Genomic DNA, 15,776 nt, shown 5'->3' on the forward strand with positions numbered 1-15,776 from the left:
TTCTCCATTCCCATGTCTTCTGATACCCCAGCAAACGGCCCGGCGCGGCCGATGATGTACGATCCGACCGAACACCGCATCCGCAGCTTCGTGACCCGCGCGGGACGGCTGTCTGTCGCGCAGGCGCGCGCGCTTGAGACCTTGGGGCCGCAGTTCCTGTTGCCTTTCGCCAAGGAGTCCGTGGACTTCGAACAGGTGTTTGGCCGCAAGGCGCCGGTCATCCTGGAAATCGGTTTTGGCATGGGGGCGACGACCGCCCATATCGCCAAGGCCATGCCGGAGAAGGATTTTATCGGTGTCGAAGTGCATACGCCGGGTGTCGGCAGTCTGTTGAAACTGATCGGCGAAGAGTCGCTGACGAATCTGCGCCTGCTGCAGCACGATGCCGTGGAAGTGCTGACGCACATGATTCCTGCCAATTCGCTGGCCGGTATCCACGTGTTTTTCCCCGATCCATGGCACAAGGCACGCCACAACAAGCGCCGCCTGATCCAGTCGCCTTTCGTCAAGCAGCTGACCGATCGCCTGGCGCCGGGCGGCTATCTGCATTGCGCCACCGATTGGGAAGATTACGCGGTGCAAATGCTGGAGGTACTGGGCGCCGAGCCGCAGTTGCACAATAGCGCCGATGCTTATGCGCCGCAGCCAGCGTACCGTCCGCTGACCAAGTTTGAAAACCGCGGCTTGAAGCTGGGGCATGGCGTGTGGGATCTGGTGTTCATCAAGAAATAAATCTGGCGGTTTTCCAGCCTGTGCCATTTGCACGAGAACAAGCCTGCCGCGGCGACGCCGCAGGCTTTTTTCATGCGCGCTAGCGTGCGCTGGCTAGGCAAGGTGGGCGAATTACGGTAGTCTTATCTTTTTTGCATTGATTGAGATTATGTCCAAGAAAATACTCGTAACCGGCGCATCCGGTTTCATCGGTTCGCATACCTGCGTCGAATTGCTGGCTGCCGGCTTCGATGTGGTCGCGGTGGATAATCTGTGCAATAGCGCGCGCGAGGCGATGGTGCGCGTGGAGCGCATTTCCGGCAAAAGCGTGCCTTTCTACGAGGCTGACGTACGCGATCGCGTGGCCATGGCCACCGTACTGCGCGAGCATGCCATCGATGCAGTGATCCATTTTGCGGGGCTGAAGTCGGTGGGCGAATCCGTGGCCCAGCCGCTGATGTATATGGATAACAATGTGACAGGCACCGTAGCGTTGCTGGAAGTGCTGGCGGCGGCGAACGTGAAGCGTTTTGTGTTCAGCTCGTCGGCCACCGTGTATGGCGATCCGGAAGCCCTGCCGATCCTGGAATCGTCGCGCTTGTCCGTGACCAACCCATACGGCCGCTCCAAGCTGATGGTCGAGCAGATTCTGGCCGATCTCGTGCATGCTGATGCTCAATGGCAAGTCGGCGTGCTGCGCTATTTCAACCCGGTGGGCGCGCATGCCAGCGGCTTGATCGGTGAAGACCCGGCCGGCATCCCGAATAACCTGATGCCCTTCATTGCCCAGGTGGCAGTGGGCCGCCGCGAGCGCCTGGCCGTCTTCGGCAATGATTACGATACGCCGGATGGTACGGGTGTGCGCGACTACATTCACGTGGTCGACCTGGCGCTGGGCCATGTGGCCGCGTTGAACCGCCTGTTTTCCACCGAGGGCGGCTTCACCGTCAACCTGGGCACGGGCCATGGCTACAGCGTGCTCGATACCGTGCGGGCCTTCGAAGCGGCCAGCGGCCGTGCCGTGCCGTACGATATCGTGCCGCGCCGCCCCGGCGACATCGCCAGCTGCTACGCCTCGGCCGACAAGGCGAAGCAATTACTGGGCTGGCAAGCGCAGAAAAACATCGACGACATGTGCCGCGATCACTGGCGCTGGCAGCACCAGAACCCGCAAGGCTACGCAGCTTGAAGCAAAGCCGGCGCCCATAAAAAAATCCCGCTCACACGATAGTGTGGCGGGATTTTTTTTTAGAGCGCCATCAACCCAATGGCGTCAAAGGTAGCAATGGCGCCTGAAAAATGTCGGGGGCTAGGCACGGCAACAACGCCCTGGACTTTTTCTCAGGCAGCCATTATGGATACAAGCCGCGCACTTCGCGAGCCTGGAGAACACGCGTGCACGCCAGGATGAAGGTGGCGGTACGCATCGACACTTTCTTCTCTTGCGACACTTGCCATACCGCGTCGAATGCCTCGCGCATGATGCGGGTCAGGCGGCTGTTGATTTCTTCTTCGGTCCAGAAGAAGCTCGAGAAGTTCTGCGCCCACTCGAAGTAGCTGACGGTCACGCCGCCGGCGTTGGCCAGCACGTCTGGCACGATCAGCACGCCACGGTCGGTCAGGATATCGTCCGCTGCCGGCAGGGTCGGGCCGTTGGCGCCTTCCAGGATGATCTTGGCGCGGATGACTTGTGCGCGTTCAGCGGTGATCTGCTGTTCCAGCGCGGCCGGGATCAGGATGTCGCAATCGATGCCCCAGAAATCTTCGCGCGGCACGAATGCCTCGGCGCCCGGGAAGCCTTCGACGCTGCCCACTTCGGCCACGTGTGCCAGCAGTTGCGGGATGTTCAAGCCGCCGGAATGCACGACGGTGGTCTTGTGGTCTTGTACCGCGACGATTTTCGAGCCGGCTTCAGCGAACATGCGTGCGGCGACGCCGCCCACGTTGCCGAAACCTTGCACGATGACTTTCGCGCCTTCGAGCGACATGCCGACCTTGGTGGCCGCATCGCAACCGACGACGAACACGCCGCGGCCCGTCGCATCGCGGCGACCCAGGCTGCCGCCCAGCGAGATTGGTTTGCCCGTCACCACGCCGGTCGACATATTGCCGCCGATCATGGCGTAGCTGTCCATCATCCACGCCATGACTTGTTCATTCGTGTTGACGTCCGGCGCCGGGATATCCTTGTTCGGTCCGATGATCATGCTGATCTCGCTCGTGTAGCGGCGGGTCAGGCGCTGCAGTTCGTTGCGCGACAGGGTCTTCGGATCGACACGGATACCGCCCTTGGCGCCGCCGTATGGCACGTTGACCGCTGCATTCTTGACCGTCATCCAGGCCGACAGGGCCATCACTTCCGACAGGGTCACGTCCTGGTGGAAGCGCACGCCGCCCTTGCCCGGGCCGCGCGACAGATTGTGTTGCACGCGGTAGCCTTCGTAGTGGGCAATGGTGCCGTCATCGCGTTCGATGGGCACGTCGACTGTCAGGATGCGCTTTGGACGCTTCAGCGTTTCCACCCAGCGCGACAGGTTGCCCAGGTAAGGCGTAACGCGGTCGATCTGCTCGAGGTAGACGCCCCATGGGCCCAGGTCTTCAGGATTGAGGTAGGAAGGAAGTGCGTGCTTGCTGGTCATGCTTGATAAGCTCCTGGACAAAACGGTGGTGTAATGCCGAAAAATCTACTGCGCGTCGTGCTTTGTGGCCGGTGATGCTGGCTGTACCTTCGTACAGCTGCGCTTCTCGGCCACAAATCATCGCCGCTCGCTACGATTTTTCCTGGCATTCAAAAATGCTGTGGTAGGCGCACCCAATTGAGTTGCGCGCAGCGGAACCGCATCGTAGGCGATAGCCTCATGCCCCGGCCAATGCTTTGTGCGCATCCGGTTATGCATTTATTGCATAGTTGTATTGCCAGGATTGCCAGTCAGGACCGGGCGGTCTCTGTGGCGCGTTTGCGGCGTTTGCCCGCGCGCGCCCTGCCTTCCTGGGCCTGCACCAGGTATTGCCACAGGCTTTCGACGATCTGCTTTCCCGGACGCAGGCTGGACGGCCGTTCGCGGTACAAACGGATTTCCAGCTCGATTTCCCAGCCTGGCGCGCCGCCGTCGGCGCGCGCCAGGTGCTTGTACTTGACATCGCGCATGACGGCCGATTCGGGCAGGAATGCGATGCCGCGGCCTTCAAGCGCCATCATTTTCAAGCCTTCGGCCATGTCCGTTTCGTAGCAGGTTTCCAGGAACAGGGGCGCCTTGGCATCGGCCACCAGCAGTTCCACCATGCGTCCCAGGTAGGCATTGCTGGTATAGGAGAGGAAAGGCAGCGGTTCCTTGGCGCTGCCCGGCAGGACGAAGTCGGGCACCTTGTCCTGGCCGCAGCGCGCATACGCGCGCAGGGTTTCGCGGCCCATCACCAGCATGTCATAGCGGCCCGGGTCCAGCTGCACCGGCTGGCGCGGATGGTGATAGCACAGCAGCAGGTCGCAGCCGCCATCGACCAGTTGCAGCACGGCGTCGTGCACGTTCAGGGCCATCAAACGGCTGTTGATCGGCGCAAAACCTTCTTCCAGCGCCGTCAGCCATTTCGGCATGAAAGTCAGCGACAAGGTGTGCGGCACGGCGAAGTCGACACTCGTTTGCGTGGCCGCCCGCTTGCCGCGCAACAGGGCGCGCACGCCGTTGATCTGCCCCAGCATTTCCAGCGCCTGCTCGTAAAACACGGCGCCAGCCGGCGTCAATCGCGTGGGGTAGGAGGTGCGGTCAACCAGGTCGATGCCGAGCCAGTTTTCCAGCGACTGGATGCGCCGCGAGAAGGCGGGCTGGGTGACGTGGCGCAGCGCCGCGGAACGGCTGAAATTATGCGTTTCAGCGAGCGAGATGAAGTCTTCCAGCCATTTGGTTTCCATCGCGGCAGCGTTCCGTTATCAAGGGCAGGGGCAAAATGAAATGGTCAGGGCGTATCGCTTGATGCCGCCGGCTGGTACAGCGCGGCGGGCAGGCCGAAGAAGGATGGCGGGCCCAGCGTCGTGCCATCGAGCGAGCTGCCCGCGTCCAGGGCCTTGTTGATGGTCGAGAGCAGGGAGCTGCGGTCCGCCAGGTTCTGCATCAGCGCGCGCGGACCATTGTGGAAGGTGTGCTGGGCGATGTCCAAGGCGACAACAAAGATCGGTTCGCGGCGCATGCTGAACTCCACCCATTCGTCGTCGTCGTCCTGGGCGCAGAAGGTGTCGGGCAGGGTCATGTTTTCGGCGCCGGGAAGGTGTGACGCCAGCACCAGGCCGAACGCTTCCGGAATCACGTCGGCCAGGCGGCGTACGGTGAGTTCGTCGCGCACCAGGGCGCGCAATTGTTCCTCTTCTTGCTCTTCGCTGGCGTCGCGCTGCGCGCCAAGCAGTTTCACGGCCTGGTAAATCAGGTCGGACGAGAGTACTTCCATTAAATCATCTCCAGGATCATGGCGACGATGTCGTCGCCGTACGAGGCCAGTTTTTTCTCACCCACGCCACTCACGCCGCGCATCTGCTCCAGCGAGGTAGGCTTGGCTTTGGCGATTTCGCGCAGGGTGGCATCGACGAAAATCACGTAGGCGGGCACATTGTGCGTGCGCGCCGTCTCCACCCGCCACCAGCGCAGCTTGTCGAAAATTGCCTGCTCGCTGGTGGACAGGTCCGTCTCGACATAGCCCTTCGCCACGCTGGTGCCGCGCTTGCTGGTTTTCACCGGTTTCTGGTACTGGCGCAGCTGCACCTTCTGGCCGCCCTTGAGCACGGGGCGCGAGGCGTCCGTCAGTTTCAGCGAGCTGTATTGTTCATGGTCGACCGAGACGAGGCCCAGCGCGATGGCCTGGCGCAGGATAGCTTTCCACTCCGCTTCGCCCAGGTCAGAGCCGATGCCGAAGACGGACAGTGAATCGTGGTGCCAAGTCTTGATGCGTTCCGATTCTACGCCGCGCAGCACGTCGATCACGTGGCCGCCGGCGAAGCGCTGGTCGACGCGGTAGATGGCCGACAGCAGTTTTTGCACGGGCACCGTGCCGTCGAACGACACGGGCGGCACCAGGCAGGTGTCGCAATTGCCGCACGGCGAAGCCGGTTCGCCGAAGTATTCGAGCAGGCGCATGCGGCGGCAGCTGAGCGTTTCGCACAGGCCCAGCATGGCGTCGAGTTTCACGCCCAGCACGCGCTTGAAAGTGTCGTCCGCTTCCGATTCATCGATCATGCGCCGCTGCAGCACCACGTCCTGCAAGCCATACGCCATCCAGGCGTTGGCGGCCATGCCGTCGCGGCCCGCGCGGCCCGTTTCCTGGTAATAACCCTCGATGCTTTTCGGCAGATCCAGATGCGCCACGAAGCGCACATCGGGCTTGTCGATGCCCATGCCGAAGGCGATGGTGGCGACCATGACGATATTTTCTTCGCGCAGGAATCGCGCCTGGTTGGCGCTGCGTTTGGCGTATTCCATGCCGGCGTGGTAGGGCAGGGCGCGGATTCCGCTCTGGTTCAGGAACTCCGCCGTTTCTTCGACCTTCTTGCGCGACAGGCAGTAGACGATGCCGCAGTCGCCCGTGTGTTCCGTGTTGATGAAGTCGAGCAGCTGCTTGCGGCCATTCGCCTTTTCCACGATCTGGTAGCGGATGTTCGGCCGATCGAAGGACGAGACGAACTGGCGCGCGTCTTCCAGCTGCAAACGCAGGGCGATTTCGGCACGCGTCTGCGGGTCGGCCGTGGCAGTGAGCGCGATGCGCGGCACGTCCGGGAACTGCTCGTGCAGCACCGACAGCTTGATGTATTCGGGGCGGAAGTCATGGCCCCATTGGGCCACGCAATGCGCCTCGTCGATGGCAAACAGGGAGATTTTTGACGCCTGGAACAGGTCCAGGCAACGCTGCGTCATCAGGCGCTCGGGCGCCACGTAGACGACATCGATGCCGCCGGTGCGCACCAGGCGCTCGATGCGGCTTGCTTCTTCGTAGGTTTGCGTAGAGTTCAGGAAGGCGGCGCGCACACCCACTTCGGCCAGCGCGTCCACCTGGTCCTGCATCAGCGCGATCAATGGCGAGACGACGACGCCCACGCCATCGCGTAGCAGCGCGGGAATCTGATAGCACAGCGACTTGCCGCCACCCGTGGGCATCAGCACCAGCGCATCGCCGCCATGGCTGACGTGGTCGACGATGTCGGCTTGCTGGCCGCGGAAGGCCGGATAGCCGAAAACGGTCTGCAGCAGGTGCAGCGCGCGCTGGTTAAGATCTTGATTCATAGTGCCTTATTCTGCCCAAACAACCCAGCCGTAGTGGGCGCTGGCCAGGACCAGCAAGCCAAACACAATGCGGTACCAGGCAAAAAACGTGAAGTCGTGCGAGCTGATGTAACGCAGCAGCCAGCGCACGCACAGGAAGGCGGAGATGAAGGCTGCCACGGTGCCCAGGCCGAACAGGGGCACATCGGTGGCCGACAGGATGTCGCGCGCTTTGTACAGCGAGTAGAAGGTGGCCGCCAGCAGGGTGGGGATGGCCAGGAAGAACGAGAATTCGGTGGCGGTCTTGCGCGACAGGCCCAGCAGCATGCCGCCGATGATGGTCGAGCCGGAACGGCTGGTGCCGGGAATCAGCGCAAACGCCTGCGCGCAGCCCACTTTCAAGGCGTCGAGCGGCGTCATTTCATCGACCGAGTTGACGCGTACGGTGACGGGATTGGTGCGCGCGCGGCGCTCTACCAGCAAGATGATGATGCCACCGATGATGAAGGCCATCGCCACTGGCACGGGCTTGAACAGCGCATGCTTGATCATCTTGCCGATGGCCAGGCCAATGATGGCCAGCGGCAGGAAGGCAATGGCCACGTTCAGCACGAACTTGCGCGACTTGACCTCGGTGCTGAAGGTAGACAGCACGCTGCCGATGCGCTGGCGGTATTCCCAGCACACGGCCAGGATGGCGCCGGCCTGGATGGCAATCTCGAAGACATCCATGACCTCTTTTGATACATCCTTGGTAAAGTCGAGCAGGCTGCCGGCCAGGATCAGATGACCCGTGGACGAAATCGGCAAGAATTCCGTAAAACCTTCGACCAGCCCCATGATGATGGCTTTTAACGCAAGAATGAGATCCATAGATGTATAAACGGGTGTAAGTGACTGGATGGGGTGAGCGCGTGGCGCCAGCAATGTGCGCGGGGTCGAAGCTTACCACGACAGAGGCTTGCCAACCTTATTTGGGCGCTGACGGGCGGCGCTTTTTTAGCGTCGTCCGCCAGGCGTGAGGGAGGATCAGGATGCCTGTTTTGCCGGCGCCACCAGGCGCGCGCTGGCCGCCACCAGCAGCAGGGCGGCGCCCAGCATGGCGAAGGCGATATTCAGGCTGGTGGCGTGGGCCACGAAACCGATCACTGCCGGACCGGCCAGGATGCCCGCATAGCCGATGGTGGTGATGGCCGCCACCGCCAGGCTGGCCGGCATGGCACGCTGGTTGCCGGCGGCCGTGAACAGGATGGGCACGATGTTCGCTGCACCCAGGCCGATCAGCACGAAGCCAAGCATGGCAAGGCTGGCGTGGGGCGCCAGCACGGCCAGGAAGAAGCCGCCCGCCGCGCACAAGCCGCCAAAAGTAAGTACCCGCTTTCCGCCAAAGCGGCTGACCACCTTGTCGCCCGTGAAGCGGCCCAGCGTCATGGCGATGGCGAAGGCGGCGTAGCCGAGGCCGCCCTTGGCTTCTTCCACGCCACGCGTGGTGGTGAGGAACAGGGCGCTCCAGTCGAGAATCGCGCCTTCGGCCAGGAAGACGATAAAGCACAGCAGGCCGATGAAAATGACGGCGCCATGCGGCATGACGAACAGTGGCGTCTTTTCGCCGGATGCGGACGCTGTCGGCAGCAGATGGCCTTGCGCCGCGCCAAGCACGCCGCACAGCAGCAGCATCACTACCACGCAGGACCAGGCCGGTGTCAGGCCCAGCCACAGCAGCAGGGCCATGCAGGCCGCGCCGGCGAAACCGCCCACGCTGAACAGCGCATGAAAACCCGACATCATGGCGCCGCCGTTGGCTTTTTCGATGATCACGGCCTGGATATTGATGGCCACATCGAAGGTTCCCATGGCCGCGCCGAACACCAGCAGCACCAGGCCCAGTTGCAGCGGCGTGGCGGCCAGCGCCAGGCCGGGCAGGATGGCGGTCAGGAGCAGGCCGGCGGCGACGATGACCTTGCGGCAGCCGAAGCGGGCCGCGAGCATGCCCGTAAACGGCATCGCGCACAGCGAGCCGGCGCCCAGGCATAGCAGCAAGATGCCGAGGGTGGCTTCATCGAGGCCCAGGCGCGACTTGGCGTAGGGAACCAGCGGGGCCCAGGCGGCCATGCCTAGGCCGGCGGCGAAGAAGACCAGGCGCGTGGCGCGTTGTTGCAGGGTACCGGTGAGATGCATGGGAGCGGTTTTCCAGAGTCAGGGTGAATAAAAATCAGGCACGGGTGCGCAGCACTTGCACGCCCAGCCGTTCAAAGGCGGCCGCGTGCGCGGCATCGGCATCGGCTTCGAGCACCAGGTGTTGCAGCAAGCCCGTGGCCAGTACGCCGAAGGGCGCGGCCGTGCCCAGCTTGTCGCTGGTGACGGCCACGACGACGGCCTTGCTGGCGCCGGCGATGCTGCGCTTGAATTCGGCCTCGTCATAATTAAAGGCAGTGATGCCCGCGTCCGCGTCGGCGCCGCAGGCGCCCAGGAAGCACAGGTCGGGATGCATGCGTTCGACGGTGCGCAGCGCCTGCGGGCCCAGGCTGGCGCCGGCACGGCGGTCGACCCGGCCGCCAGCCATGATCAGCTCGATTTCGGGACGCTCCATGAGCGCCATGGCAATCGCCGGCGCATTGGTGATCACAGTGAGTGCCAGCTCCGGCAAGGCGCTGGCGATGGCCAGGTTGGTCGACCCCGCGTCGAGGAACAGCACCTGGCCCGCGCGCACGAGGGACACGGCGGCCTGCGCCAGGCTCGCCTTGCGTTCCGGCGCTTCGTGCTTGCGCTGTGCCAGCGTACCGCCGTCCGGCGCCAGCGGCAGGGCGCCGCCATACACGCGCTGGCACAGGCCGGCCGCCGCCATCTCGCGCAGGTCGCGCCGTATCGTATCTTCGGACACGTCGAGCTGGCGCGCCAAGTCCAGCGCCAGCACGCGGCCGTCGGCGTGCAATTGTTGCTGGATCAGCGCGTGGCGTTGTTTGAGGAGCAGGGTGGCAGACATGTGGGCTTTGAAAACGTGCAGGAATGTGCATGAATATACGCAAACGTGCAATCTGAGTCAAGCCGGATGTATGAACTTGGCAGGCATTGCCAGAAAGGCATAATTTCTGTTAGTGTTGCAAAAAATAGAATGAATAGGGAAACATCATGCTGTCACGTACGTCGTTGCTGGCCACCCTGCTGGACCGTGCCATGCGCCGCCATGGATGGGGGATTCTGGGGGCGGTACTGTTTTTTAATGTCATGCACTGGATGCGCTACGCTACGCTGGGCTGGCGCGATGCGCGCGATTCCCTGTTCCTGCTGCTGATCTATCTGGGCCTTGTCATGCTGTTGGAATACAAGCGCCTGCGCGACGCAGAAGAAGCCTCGGCAGCAGTCGAAGACGGCCGCTAAAGGGAGAGGGCTGGCGCCGCCGTTCAGGGCGCCGTCAGCCGCTCCAGCTCTGCCAGCCAGCCGATGGCATGTTCGCGGCTGCTGCCGCACATCTCTGCGGACGGCTGCAAGCCGCCGCAAAACGCTGGCCGCTCCGGCTGGCCAAAGATCTTGCAGCGGTTGTCGTCGGCCAGTTGCACGCAGCGCACGCCCGCAGGTTTGCCATCCGGCATGCCAGGAATCGGGCTGGTGATGGAGGGCGCGGTGCAGCAGGCGCCGCAGGATGGGCGGCATGCCAGGGTGGCAGAAGGTGACATGGGATTTCAGGCGAGCGGGTGAGGAGCCGACAGTATAGCAAGCCGGCCCCCGTACCCTGCATCTCGCCAGGGCGGTGGCTAACGCACGATGCTGACGCGCTTGCCCGACAGGGTGCGGCGGGCCGGATCGCCATGCACGGTGATGCGGCCGGAACCGCTGGCGCGGGCATTGACTTCACTCTGGACAGTGACATCGACGTCGCCGGAACCGTTGCTCGCCAGATAGGCAACGTCGCTGTGCAGGGCGGCCAGGTTGATATCGCCCGAGCCATTCACGTTGGCGTCGAGGCGTTGCACGGCGCCGCTGGCGCTGATACTGCCCGAGCCGTTGACGGCCACGTTGATGCGTTCGCCGCGCACAGTACCCAGCTGGATGTTGCCCGAACCGTTCTGCACCGCATCCGTATTGCCGCTGGCGAGGGCCGCCGCATTGATGCTGCCCGAGCCATTGTTGGCAACGTCCAAGCGTCCCACCTTGCCCGACAGTTCGCTCTTCATCGAACCACGTTGCTCCAGGCTGAAATCTTCGCCATTGAAACCACTGGCCACCAGGCGGCCAGAGCCGGAGATGTTGATCTTCTTCAATTGCGGCGTCGTATAAATGACGTGGATGCCATTGCTGCTGCGAATGTTTGTATCGCTCCAGATGCGCAGGGTGTTGCCGCTTACTTCGCTATGGATGCGCGGCTGCAGATTGCTGTCCGCTTCGATCACCAGCGATGTTGCCGGGCCGACGCGCACGTCGATCTTCATATCGATGCGCTTCATGCTGTCGATGTCGAGCGTGTTGATGTTGCTGACCTGGCGCACATCGCGGCTCACTTGCTCGTTGCCCTGGGTGGCATTGCCACCCGCGTCGGCATAGCGCACTTCGCCATCGTTGGGGTTGATGACGATGGCGCAACCGCCAAGGGCAACGGCACAGCACAGGGCCAGCAAGGTACGCATGGTGTTTCCTTTATGATTGTTGTAGTTCGGAACAAGAAAAAAGCCGGCTGCCGCGCCGCGGCTGCCGTGCTGTTGATAGCAAGGTAGCAAATCTGACACGCTTGCTGAGTGGAAATGCGATGAACTGCGCAAAACGGGGGCTGAAACGCATTCTGCTTCACCTGGCGCCACAGGTTCGGCGCCAGAGGAGCTGTCGCCAACGCCGGCACGGAGCGTACAATACCCGTGTTCGGCGTACCGGGCGGTGCCCCGCGTCGCGCCAGTGGCCTGCGCTTGACCTTGGCGGCAGACAGGTCTACTATTAATGACTCAAAAGTAAGTTACTTGGAAAGATACATGCAAGCCCCGATTGATACCAAGCCCCGCTGGGAGCGGCGCAAGGATGCGCGTCCGCAGGAATTGCTCGCCGCCGCCCTCGACCTGTTTGTCGAACGGGGGTTTGCATCGACGCGCCTGGAGGATGTGGCCAAGCGGGCCGGCGTGTCGAAGGGCACGCTGTACCTGTACTTTGAGAATAAACAAGAGCTGTTCAAGGCCGTGGTGCGCGACAATATCGTGCATTCCATTGGCGAGGCGGAAGACAGCATGGCCGTCTCGGACAGCACCAGCGCCGAGTTGTTGCGCAGCACGATGATGCAATGGTGGGAAGAGTTCGGCGCCACCAAGCTGGCCGGCTTGACCAAGCTGATGCTGGCCGAATCGAACAATTTCCCGGAACTGGCGCAGTTTTACAACGAAGAGGTGGTCGCGCGCGGTAATGCGCTGATCGTCAGCCTGGTCGAGCGCGGTATGCGCCGCGGCGAGTTCCGCCAGGTTGATCCCGTGCTGGTCAGCGCCATCCTCAGCGCGCCCGTCACCATGCTCATGATGTGGACGCATTCCTTTCTGCCATGCGAGGTCAAGAACATCGATCCGCTCGCCTACATGGATGCGTTTATCGACATGAGCCTGCGCAGCCTGCAGCTGGAGGCGCCAGGGAAAAGCTGATGCGCCGGGCCTGCCTGCTACCGTTCAGTTGCCCCTTTTCCAAGGTTCGCCCCCCCAAATCTGCAGATCGTCGCAAATTTCCTCCATTCCCCGCCTTTATGGTTAACATGTGCTTTCAGCCAGTTCAACGATAAAATGGCGGATTATTACTTCACTTACCGAGTCCAAAGATGAATATCGAACAAGCCCGCTTCAATATGATCGAACAGCAGATCCGTCCATGGGACGTACTGGATATCGACGTGCTGGAGCTGTTGAACGTGGTCAAGCGTGAAGATTTCGTGCCGGCCGCCTATAAAAACCTGGCCTTCGTCGATACGGAAATTCCACTGGGCGGCGGCGAATACATGCTCACGCCGAAGCTGGAAGCGCGTATTTTGCAAGACGTAGCCGTCAAAAAGCATGAAAATGTGCTGGAGATCGGCACCGGTAGCGGCTACATGGCCGCTTTGCTGGCGTACAAGGCACGTCATGTGACGAGTGTGGAAATCGTTCCCCAATTGAAAACCCTGGCCGAGCAGAACCTGGCCGCCAACGGCGTGACGAACGTGACCGTGGAACTGGGCGACGCCGCCCAAGGCTGGAGCAAGGGCGCACCGTACGACGTGATCGTCGTTTCCGGCGCCCTGGCCGTGTTGCCGGAAGCACTGTTGCAACAAGTGAAAGTCGGCGGCCGCATCCTGGCCATCATCGGCGAAGCGCCGATCATGTCGGCGCATTTGATCACGCGCAGTTCGGACAAGGCTTACGACACGCGCAAGCTGTTTGAAACCAACGTCACGCCACTGCAAGCCGTGGCACCGTCGCATTTCCAGTTCTGAGGCGAGCAATTCGATGGAGCATTTGAGTGCACCGCAGCTGGCCGCCTGGCTGGCTGACCCTTCCCGCCCGCGCCCGTTTTTGCTCGACGTGCGCGAACAGTGGGAATTCGATCTGTGCCACCTCGACGGTGCCACCCTGATGCAGATGAACTCGATTCCTGCGCGCATCGATGACCTCGATGAAGATGCCGAGATCGTCTGCATTTGCCATCACGGCATGCGCAGCATGCAAGTGGCGGCATTCCTGGAGCGCAATGGTTTTGGCAAGATCAGTAATTTGACGGGCGGCGTGCATGCCTGGGCGCTGCAAGTTGACAGCGCAATGCCTAAATACTAAGTTATTTTGCAGTAGTTGCACCCAGGCATGTTTTCATGCATGCCTGCGGAGGCCTGTACCCCGCTCATCCGGCGGGCGCAAGGCAAGCGGTAGCAGATTTTTGATTCCATCAACTTTTGACGACTCCAACGGAGAAATGCAATGCGGAAACCCCTTATCGCCGTGCTGATGACCAGCGCCTTTGTCTCGATGACATGCTCGCTGCAAGCGCAGGCGGCCGATCTCATCCAGGTGTACCAGCAGGCGCTGGCCAATGACGCGCAGTATGCCAGCGCGCGTGCGGCCCTGTCGGCCGGGATGGAGCGGGTTCCGCAGGGGCTGGCAGGCTTGCTGCCGCAGATTTCCGCTTCGGGCAGCAATACGCGCAACAGCATCGAGCCGATCACCAGCACGATCTCCATGCCGACGGTGAAGGTGCACACGAATACCTACAATCTGACCCTGGCGCAGCCGCTGTTCCGCTGGGACCGTTGGGAAACTTACCAGCAAAGCAAACTGGCACAAGCGATTGCTGAAGCGCAATTTGCACAAGTGCAGCAAGACTTGATCACGCGCGTGGCGCAGGCGTATTTTGACGTGCTCAGCGCGCAGGACAACCTGGGCGCCACGCAGGCGCAAAAGGTCGCCACGACGGAACAACTGGCATCGGCCAAGCGCAACTTCGAAGTCGGCACGCAAACGATTACCGACACGCACGAAGCGCAGGCGGCCTATGACCTGGTGGTGGCGCAGGAATTTGCCGCCATCAATGACCTGGCCAACAAGCGCAGCGCCCTGCAAACCATCATCGGCGAAGCGCCAACGAGCCTGGCGCCCATGCGCACGGGCGTGATCATCAGCGCGCCGGAACCGGCCGCCATCGAACCGTGGGTGTCATCCGCCGAAGAGCAGAACTATGGCGTCGTCACGGCCCAGTTCAACGTGGAATCGGCCAAGCGCGACATTGGCCGCAACCGCGCGGGCCACTATCCGACCCTGGACCTGATCGCCAACACGGGCCATACCTATACGACGGGTGGCGGCACTGGCAGCGCCAACAACAATGCCATCGGCGTGCAGTGGAGCATCCCCATCTTCAGCGGCTTTGCCGTCACCAGCAAGGTACGCGAGTCGATAGCGCTGGAAAACAAGGCCCGCAACGACCTGGAAACGGCACGCCGCACGGCGTCGCAAGGCGCGCGCCAGGCTTTCCTGGGCGTCAACAGCGGCCTGGCGCAAGTCAAGGCGCTGGAAGCGGCGGAAGTGTCGAGCAAATCGGCGCTGGAATCGAACCAGCTCGGCTACCAGGTAGGCGTGCGCATCAATATCGATGTCTTGAATGCGCAGAAACAATTGTTCTCGACGCAAAAAGACCTGTCGAAAGCGCGCTACGACACCATCATGAACGGCTTGCGCCTGAAGGCGGCGGCTGGCACCCTGAAGGAAACGGATTTGATGCCCGTCAACGCCTTGCTCGACAAATAAACCAGGTATTGTTCAAAATTAAAACCGGCACCGGCAACGGCGCTGGTTTTTTTTCGTCTAGCGGTGTTGTCACACGGCACGGCTGTTGGCGAATTGTGTCAGCACGACACCGGCCACCACCAGGCCCGCACCGCCCCAGTGCAGCGGAGAAATATGCTTGACGGCAAAGCCCAGCAAGCCGTAGCGGTCGATGGCCAGTGCGGCCAGCATTTGCCCGCCGATGACGGCCGCCATGAAGGGACCGGAACCCATGCGCGGCGCCAGCATCAGCGCGGCCGTAATATAGAACACGCCGGCTGCGCCGCCCAGCCAGGACCAGCCCGGCCCGCGCATGGCGAGGCTGACCTCGGGCGCCGGCACCCGCCAGAGCAGCATCACGAGCGATGCGAGCACGGCGCTGACGGCCAGCGAGGCGAGGGTGGCCCACAGCGGGTGGCCCAGGTTGCGGCCCAGCGCGGCATTCGCGCCCGCCTGGAAGGGGACGACGGCGCCGGCCAGCATGGCCAGCGGGGCGAATACGGTAATCCATCCTTGCATGTGTGACTCCATCACTGTTGAGTTGATGGGGGCATCGTATTATGCTGTCATGATTAAA

General features: G+C 62.2%; 17 protein-coding genes. 7 read left to right on the top strand and 10 right to left on the bottom strand.

Going from position 1 to position 15,776, the window contains the following annotated elements:
• Positions 1-51 precede the first annotated feature (51 nt).
• Positions 52-732: a tRNA (guanosine(46)-N7)-methyltransferase TrmB gene (gene trmB, locus C8C89_RS06605; protein ID WP_133993187.1), complete on the top strand. Its 681-nt coding sequence runs from the start codon at positions 52-54 to the stop codon at positions 730-732.
• A gap of 148 nt (positions 733-880) precedes the next feature.
• The gene (gene galE, locus C8C89_RS06610; RefSeq protein ID WP_101482990.1) at positions 881-1,900 is read left to right on the top strand and encodes a UDP-glucose 4-epimerase GalE; all 1,020 of its coding nucleotides are present in this window, start codon (positions 881-883) and stop codon (positions 1,898-1,900) included.
• 163 nt (positions 1,901-2,063) lie between these two features.
• Here the strand turns inward: galE and C8C89_RS06615 are convergent, their stop codons facing one another.
• The 7 genes from C8C89_RS06615 to C8C89_RS06645 form a co-directional block, all read right to left on the bottom strand.
• A complete protein-coding gene (locus tag C8C89_RS06615) occupies positions 2,064-3,350 on the bottom strand; it encodes a Glu/Leu/Phe/Val dehydrogenase (protein WP_133989181.1) in 1,287 nt (428 codons plus the stop codon).
• Between the two features lie 290 nt (positions 3,351-3,640).
• Complete coding sequence (locus tag C8C89_RS06620) at positions 3,641-4,618, bottom strand: LysR family transcriptional regulator (RefSeq protein ID WP_101482989.1); 978 nt, start codon at positions 4,616-4,618, stop codon at positions 3,641-3,643.
• 44 nt (positions 4,619-4,662) lie between these two features.
• Positions 4,663-5,148, bottom strand: coding sequence for a hypothetical protein (locus C8C89_RS06625; RefSeq protein WP_133989182.1), 486 nt, complete (start codon positions 5,146-5,148; stop codon positions 4,663-4,665).
• Positions 5,148-6,971 (bottom strand): DNA helicase RecQ, encoded by a 1,824-nt coding sequence (recQ, locus tag C8C89_RS06630; RefSeq protein ID WP_101482987.1) that lies wholly within the window; start codon positions 6,969-6,971, stop codon positions 5,148-5,150. The genes C8C89_RS06625 and recQ overlap by 1 nt, the downstream gene beginning before the upstream one ends.
• Before the next feature lie 6 nt (positions 6,972-6,977).
• A complete protein-coding gene (locus C8C89_RS06635; protein ID WP_101482986.1) occupies positions 6,978-7,823 on the bottom strand; it encodes an undecaprenyl-diphosphate phosphatase in 846 nt (281 codons plus the stop codon).
• A 156-nt stretch (positions 7,824-7,979) separates the two neighbouring features.
• Positions 7,980-9,128, bottom strand: coding sequence for an MFS transporter (locus C8C89_RS06640; protein WP_101482985.1), 1,149 nt, complete (start codon positions 9,126-9,128; stop codon positions 7,980-7,982).
• A gap of 34 nt (positions 9,129-9,162) precedes the next feature.
• Positions 9,163-9,933: a DeoR/GlpR family DNA-binding transcription regulator gene (locus tag C8C89_RS06645; RefSeq protein ID WP_101482984.1), complete on the bottom strand. Its 771-nt coding sequence runs from the start codon at positions 9,931-9,933 to the stop codon at positions 9,163-9,165.
• Between the two features lie 146 nt (positions 9,934-10,079).
• Here C8C89_RS06645 and C8C89_RS06650 point away from each other — a divergent pair, with 146 nt between their 5' ends.
• Entirely contained in the window at positions 10,080-10,328 is a 249-nt protein-coding gene (locus C8C89_RS06650; RefSeq protein ID WP_101482983.1) for a hypothetical protein, read from the top strand.
• A 23-nt stretch (positions 10,329-10,351) separates the two neighbouring features.
• On the opposite strand, the gene C8C89_RS06655 is transcribed toward C8C89_RS06650, so the two are convergent.
• Entirely contained in the window at positions 10,352-10,624 is a 273-nt protein-coding gene (locus tag C8C89_RS06655; protein ID WP_101482982.1) for a YkgJ family cysteine cluster protein, read from the bottom strand.
• Positions 10,625-10,702: 78 nt separating this feature from the next.
• Entirely contained in the window at positions 10,703-11,572 is an 870-nt protein-coding gene (locus tag C8C89_RS06660; protein ID WP_133989183.1) for a head GIN domain-containing protein, read from the bottom strand.
• 336 nt (positions 11,573-11,908) lie between these two features.
• Between C8C89_RS06660 and C8C89_RS06665 the strand changes: the two genes are divergently transcribed.
• The 4 genes from C8C89_RS06665 to C8C89_RS06680 all read left to right on the top strand — a co-directional run bounded on the left by C8C89_RS06665 (position 11,909) and on the right by C8C89_RS06680 (position 15,181).
• Positions 11,909-12,559 (top strand): TetR/AcrR family transcriptional regulator, encoded by a 651-nt coding sequence (locus tag C8C89_RS06665; protein ID WP_101482980.1) that lies wholly within the window; start codon positions 11,909-11,911, stop codon positions 12,557-12,559.
• A 170-nt stretch (positions 12,560-12,729) separates the two neighbouring features.
• Positions 12,730-13,380, top strand: coding sequence for a protein-L-isoaspartate O-methyltransferase (locus C8C89_RS06670; protein ID WP_101482979.1), 651 nt, complete (start codon positions 12,730-12,732; stop codon positions 13,378-13,380).
• A gap of 13 nt (positions 13,381-13,393) precedes the next feature.
• Positions 13,394-13,717 carry a rhodanese-like domain-containing protein gene (locus C8C89_RS06675; RefSeq protein ID WP_034788759.1) on the top strand — a complete coding sequence of 108 codons (324 nt, stop codon included), beginning with the start codon at positions 13,394-13,396 and terminating at the stop codon, positions 13,715-13,717.
• Positions 13,718-13,858: 141 nt separating this feature from the next.
• On the top strand, positions 13,859-15,181 hold the full coding sequence (locus tag C8C89_RS06680) for a TolC family outer membrane protein (RefSeq protein ID WP_101482978.1): 1,323 nt from the start codon (positions 13,859-13,861) through the stop codon (positions 15,179-15,181).
• Between the two features lie 69 nt (positions 15,182-15,250).
• Here the strand turns inward: C8C89_RS06680 and C8C89_RS06685 are convergent, their stop codons facing one another.
• Positions 15,251-15,718, bottom strand: coding sequence for a DMT family transporter (locus C8C89_RS06685; RefSeq protein WP_133989184.1), 468 nt, complete (start codon positions 15,716-15,718; stop codon positions 15,251-15,253).
• Positions 15,719-15,776 lie beyond the last annotated feature (58 nt).

This window comes from Janthinobacterium sp. 75 (assembly GCF_004365495.1).
Classification (GTDB): Bacteria; Pseudomonadota; Gammaproteobacteria; order Burkholderiales; family Burkholderiaceae_D; genus Janthinobacterium.

Bases quoted from the DNA above. Each gene is read 5' to 3' on its own strand.
- galE (WP_101482990.1), top strand. From the start codon at position 881: ATGTCCAAGAAAATACTCGTAACCGGCGCATCCGGTTTCATCGGTTCG.
- C8C89_RS06645 (WP_101482984.1), bottom strand. From the start codon at position 9,933: ATGTCTGCCACCCTGCTCCTCAAACAACGCCACGCGCTGATCCAGCAA.
- C8C89_RS06620 (WP_101482989.1), bottom strand. From the start codon at position 4,618: ATGGAAACCAAATGGCTGGAAGACTTCATCTCGCTCGCTGAAACGCAT.
- recQ (WP_101482987.1), bottom strand. From the start codon at position 6,971: ATGAATCAAGATCTTAACCAGCGCGCGCTGCACCTGCTGCAGACCGTT.
- C8C89_RS06635 (WP_101482986.1), bottom strand. From the start codon at position 7,823: ATGGATCTCATTCTTGCGTTAAAAGCCATCATCATGGGGCTGGTCGAA.
- C8C89_RS06670 (WP_101482979.1), top strand. From the start codon at position 12,730: ATGAATATCGAACAAGCCCGCTTCAATATGATCGAACAGCAGATCCGT.
- C8C89_RS06655 (WP_101482982.1), bottom strand. From the start codon at position 10,624: ATGTCACCTTCTGCCACCCTGGCATGCCGCCCATCCTGCGGCGCCTGC.
- C8C89_RS06640 (WP_101482985.1), bottom strand. From the start codon at position 9,128: ATGCATCTCACCGGTACCCTGCAACAACGCGCCACGCGCCTGGTCTTC.
- C8C89_RS06680 (WP_101482978.1), top strand. From the start codon at position 13,859: ATGCGGAAACCCCTTATCGCCGTGCTGATGACCAGCGCCTTTGTCTCG.
- trmB (WP_133993187.1), top strand. From the start codon at position 52: ATGATGTACGATCCGACCGAACACCGCATCCGCAGCTTCGTGACCCGC.
- C8C89_RS06650 (WP_101482983.1), top strand. From the start codon at position 10,080: ATGCTGTCACGTACGTCGTTGCTGGCCACCCTGCTGGACCGTGCCATG.
- C8C89_RS06660 (WP_133989183.1), bottom strand. From the start codon at position 11,572: ATGCGTACCTTGCTGGCCCTGTGCTGTGCCGTTGCCCTTGGCGGTTGC.
- C8C89_RS06665 (WP_101482980.1), top strand. From the start codon at position 11,909: ATGCAAGCCCCGATTGATACCAAGCCCCGCTGGGAGCGGCGCAAGGAT.
- C8C89_RS06625 (WP_133989182.1), bottom strand. From the start codon at position 5,148: ATGGAAGTACTCTCGTCCGACCTGATTTACCAGGCCGTGAAACTGCTT.
- C8C89_RS06675 (WP_034788759.1), top strand. From the start codon at position 13,394: ATGGAGCATTTGAGTGCACCGCAGCTGGCCGCCTGGCTGGCTGACCCT.
- C8C89_RS06685 (WP_133989184.1), bottom strand. From the start codon at position 15,718: ATGCAAGGATGGATTACCGTATTCGCCCCGCTGGCCATGCTGGCCGGC.
- C8C89_RS06615 (WP_133989181.1), bottom strand. From the start codon at position 3,350: ATGACCAGCAAGCACGCACTTCCTTCCTACCTCAATCCTGAAGACCTG.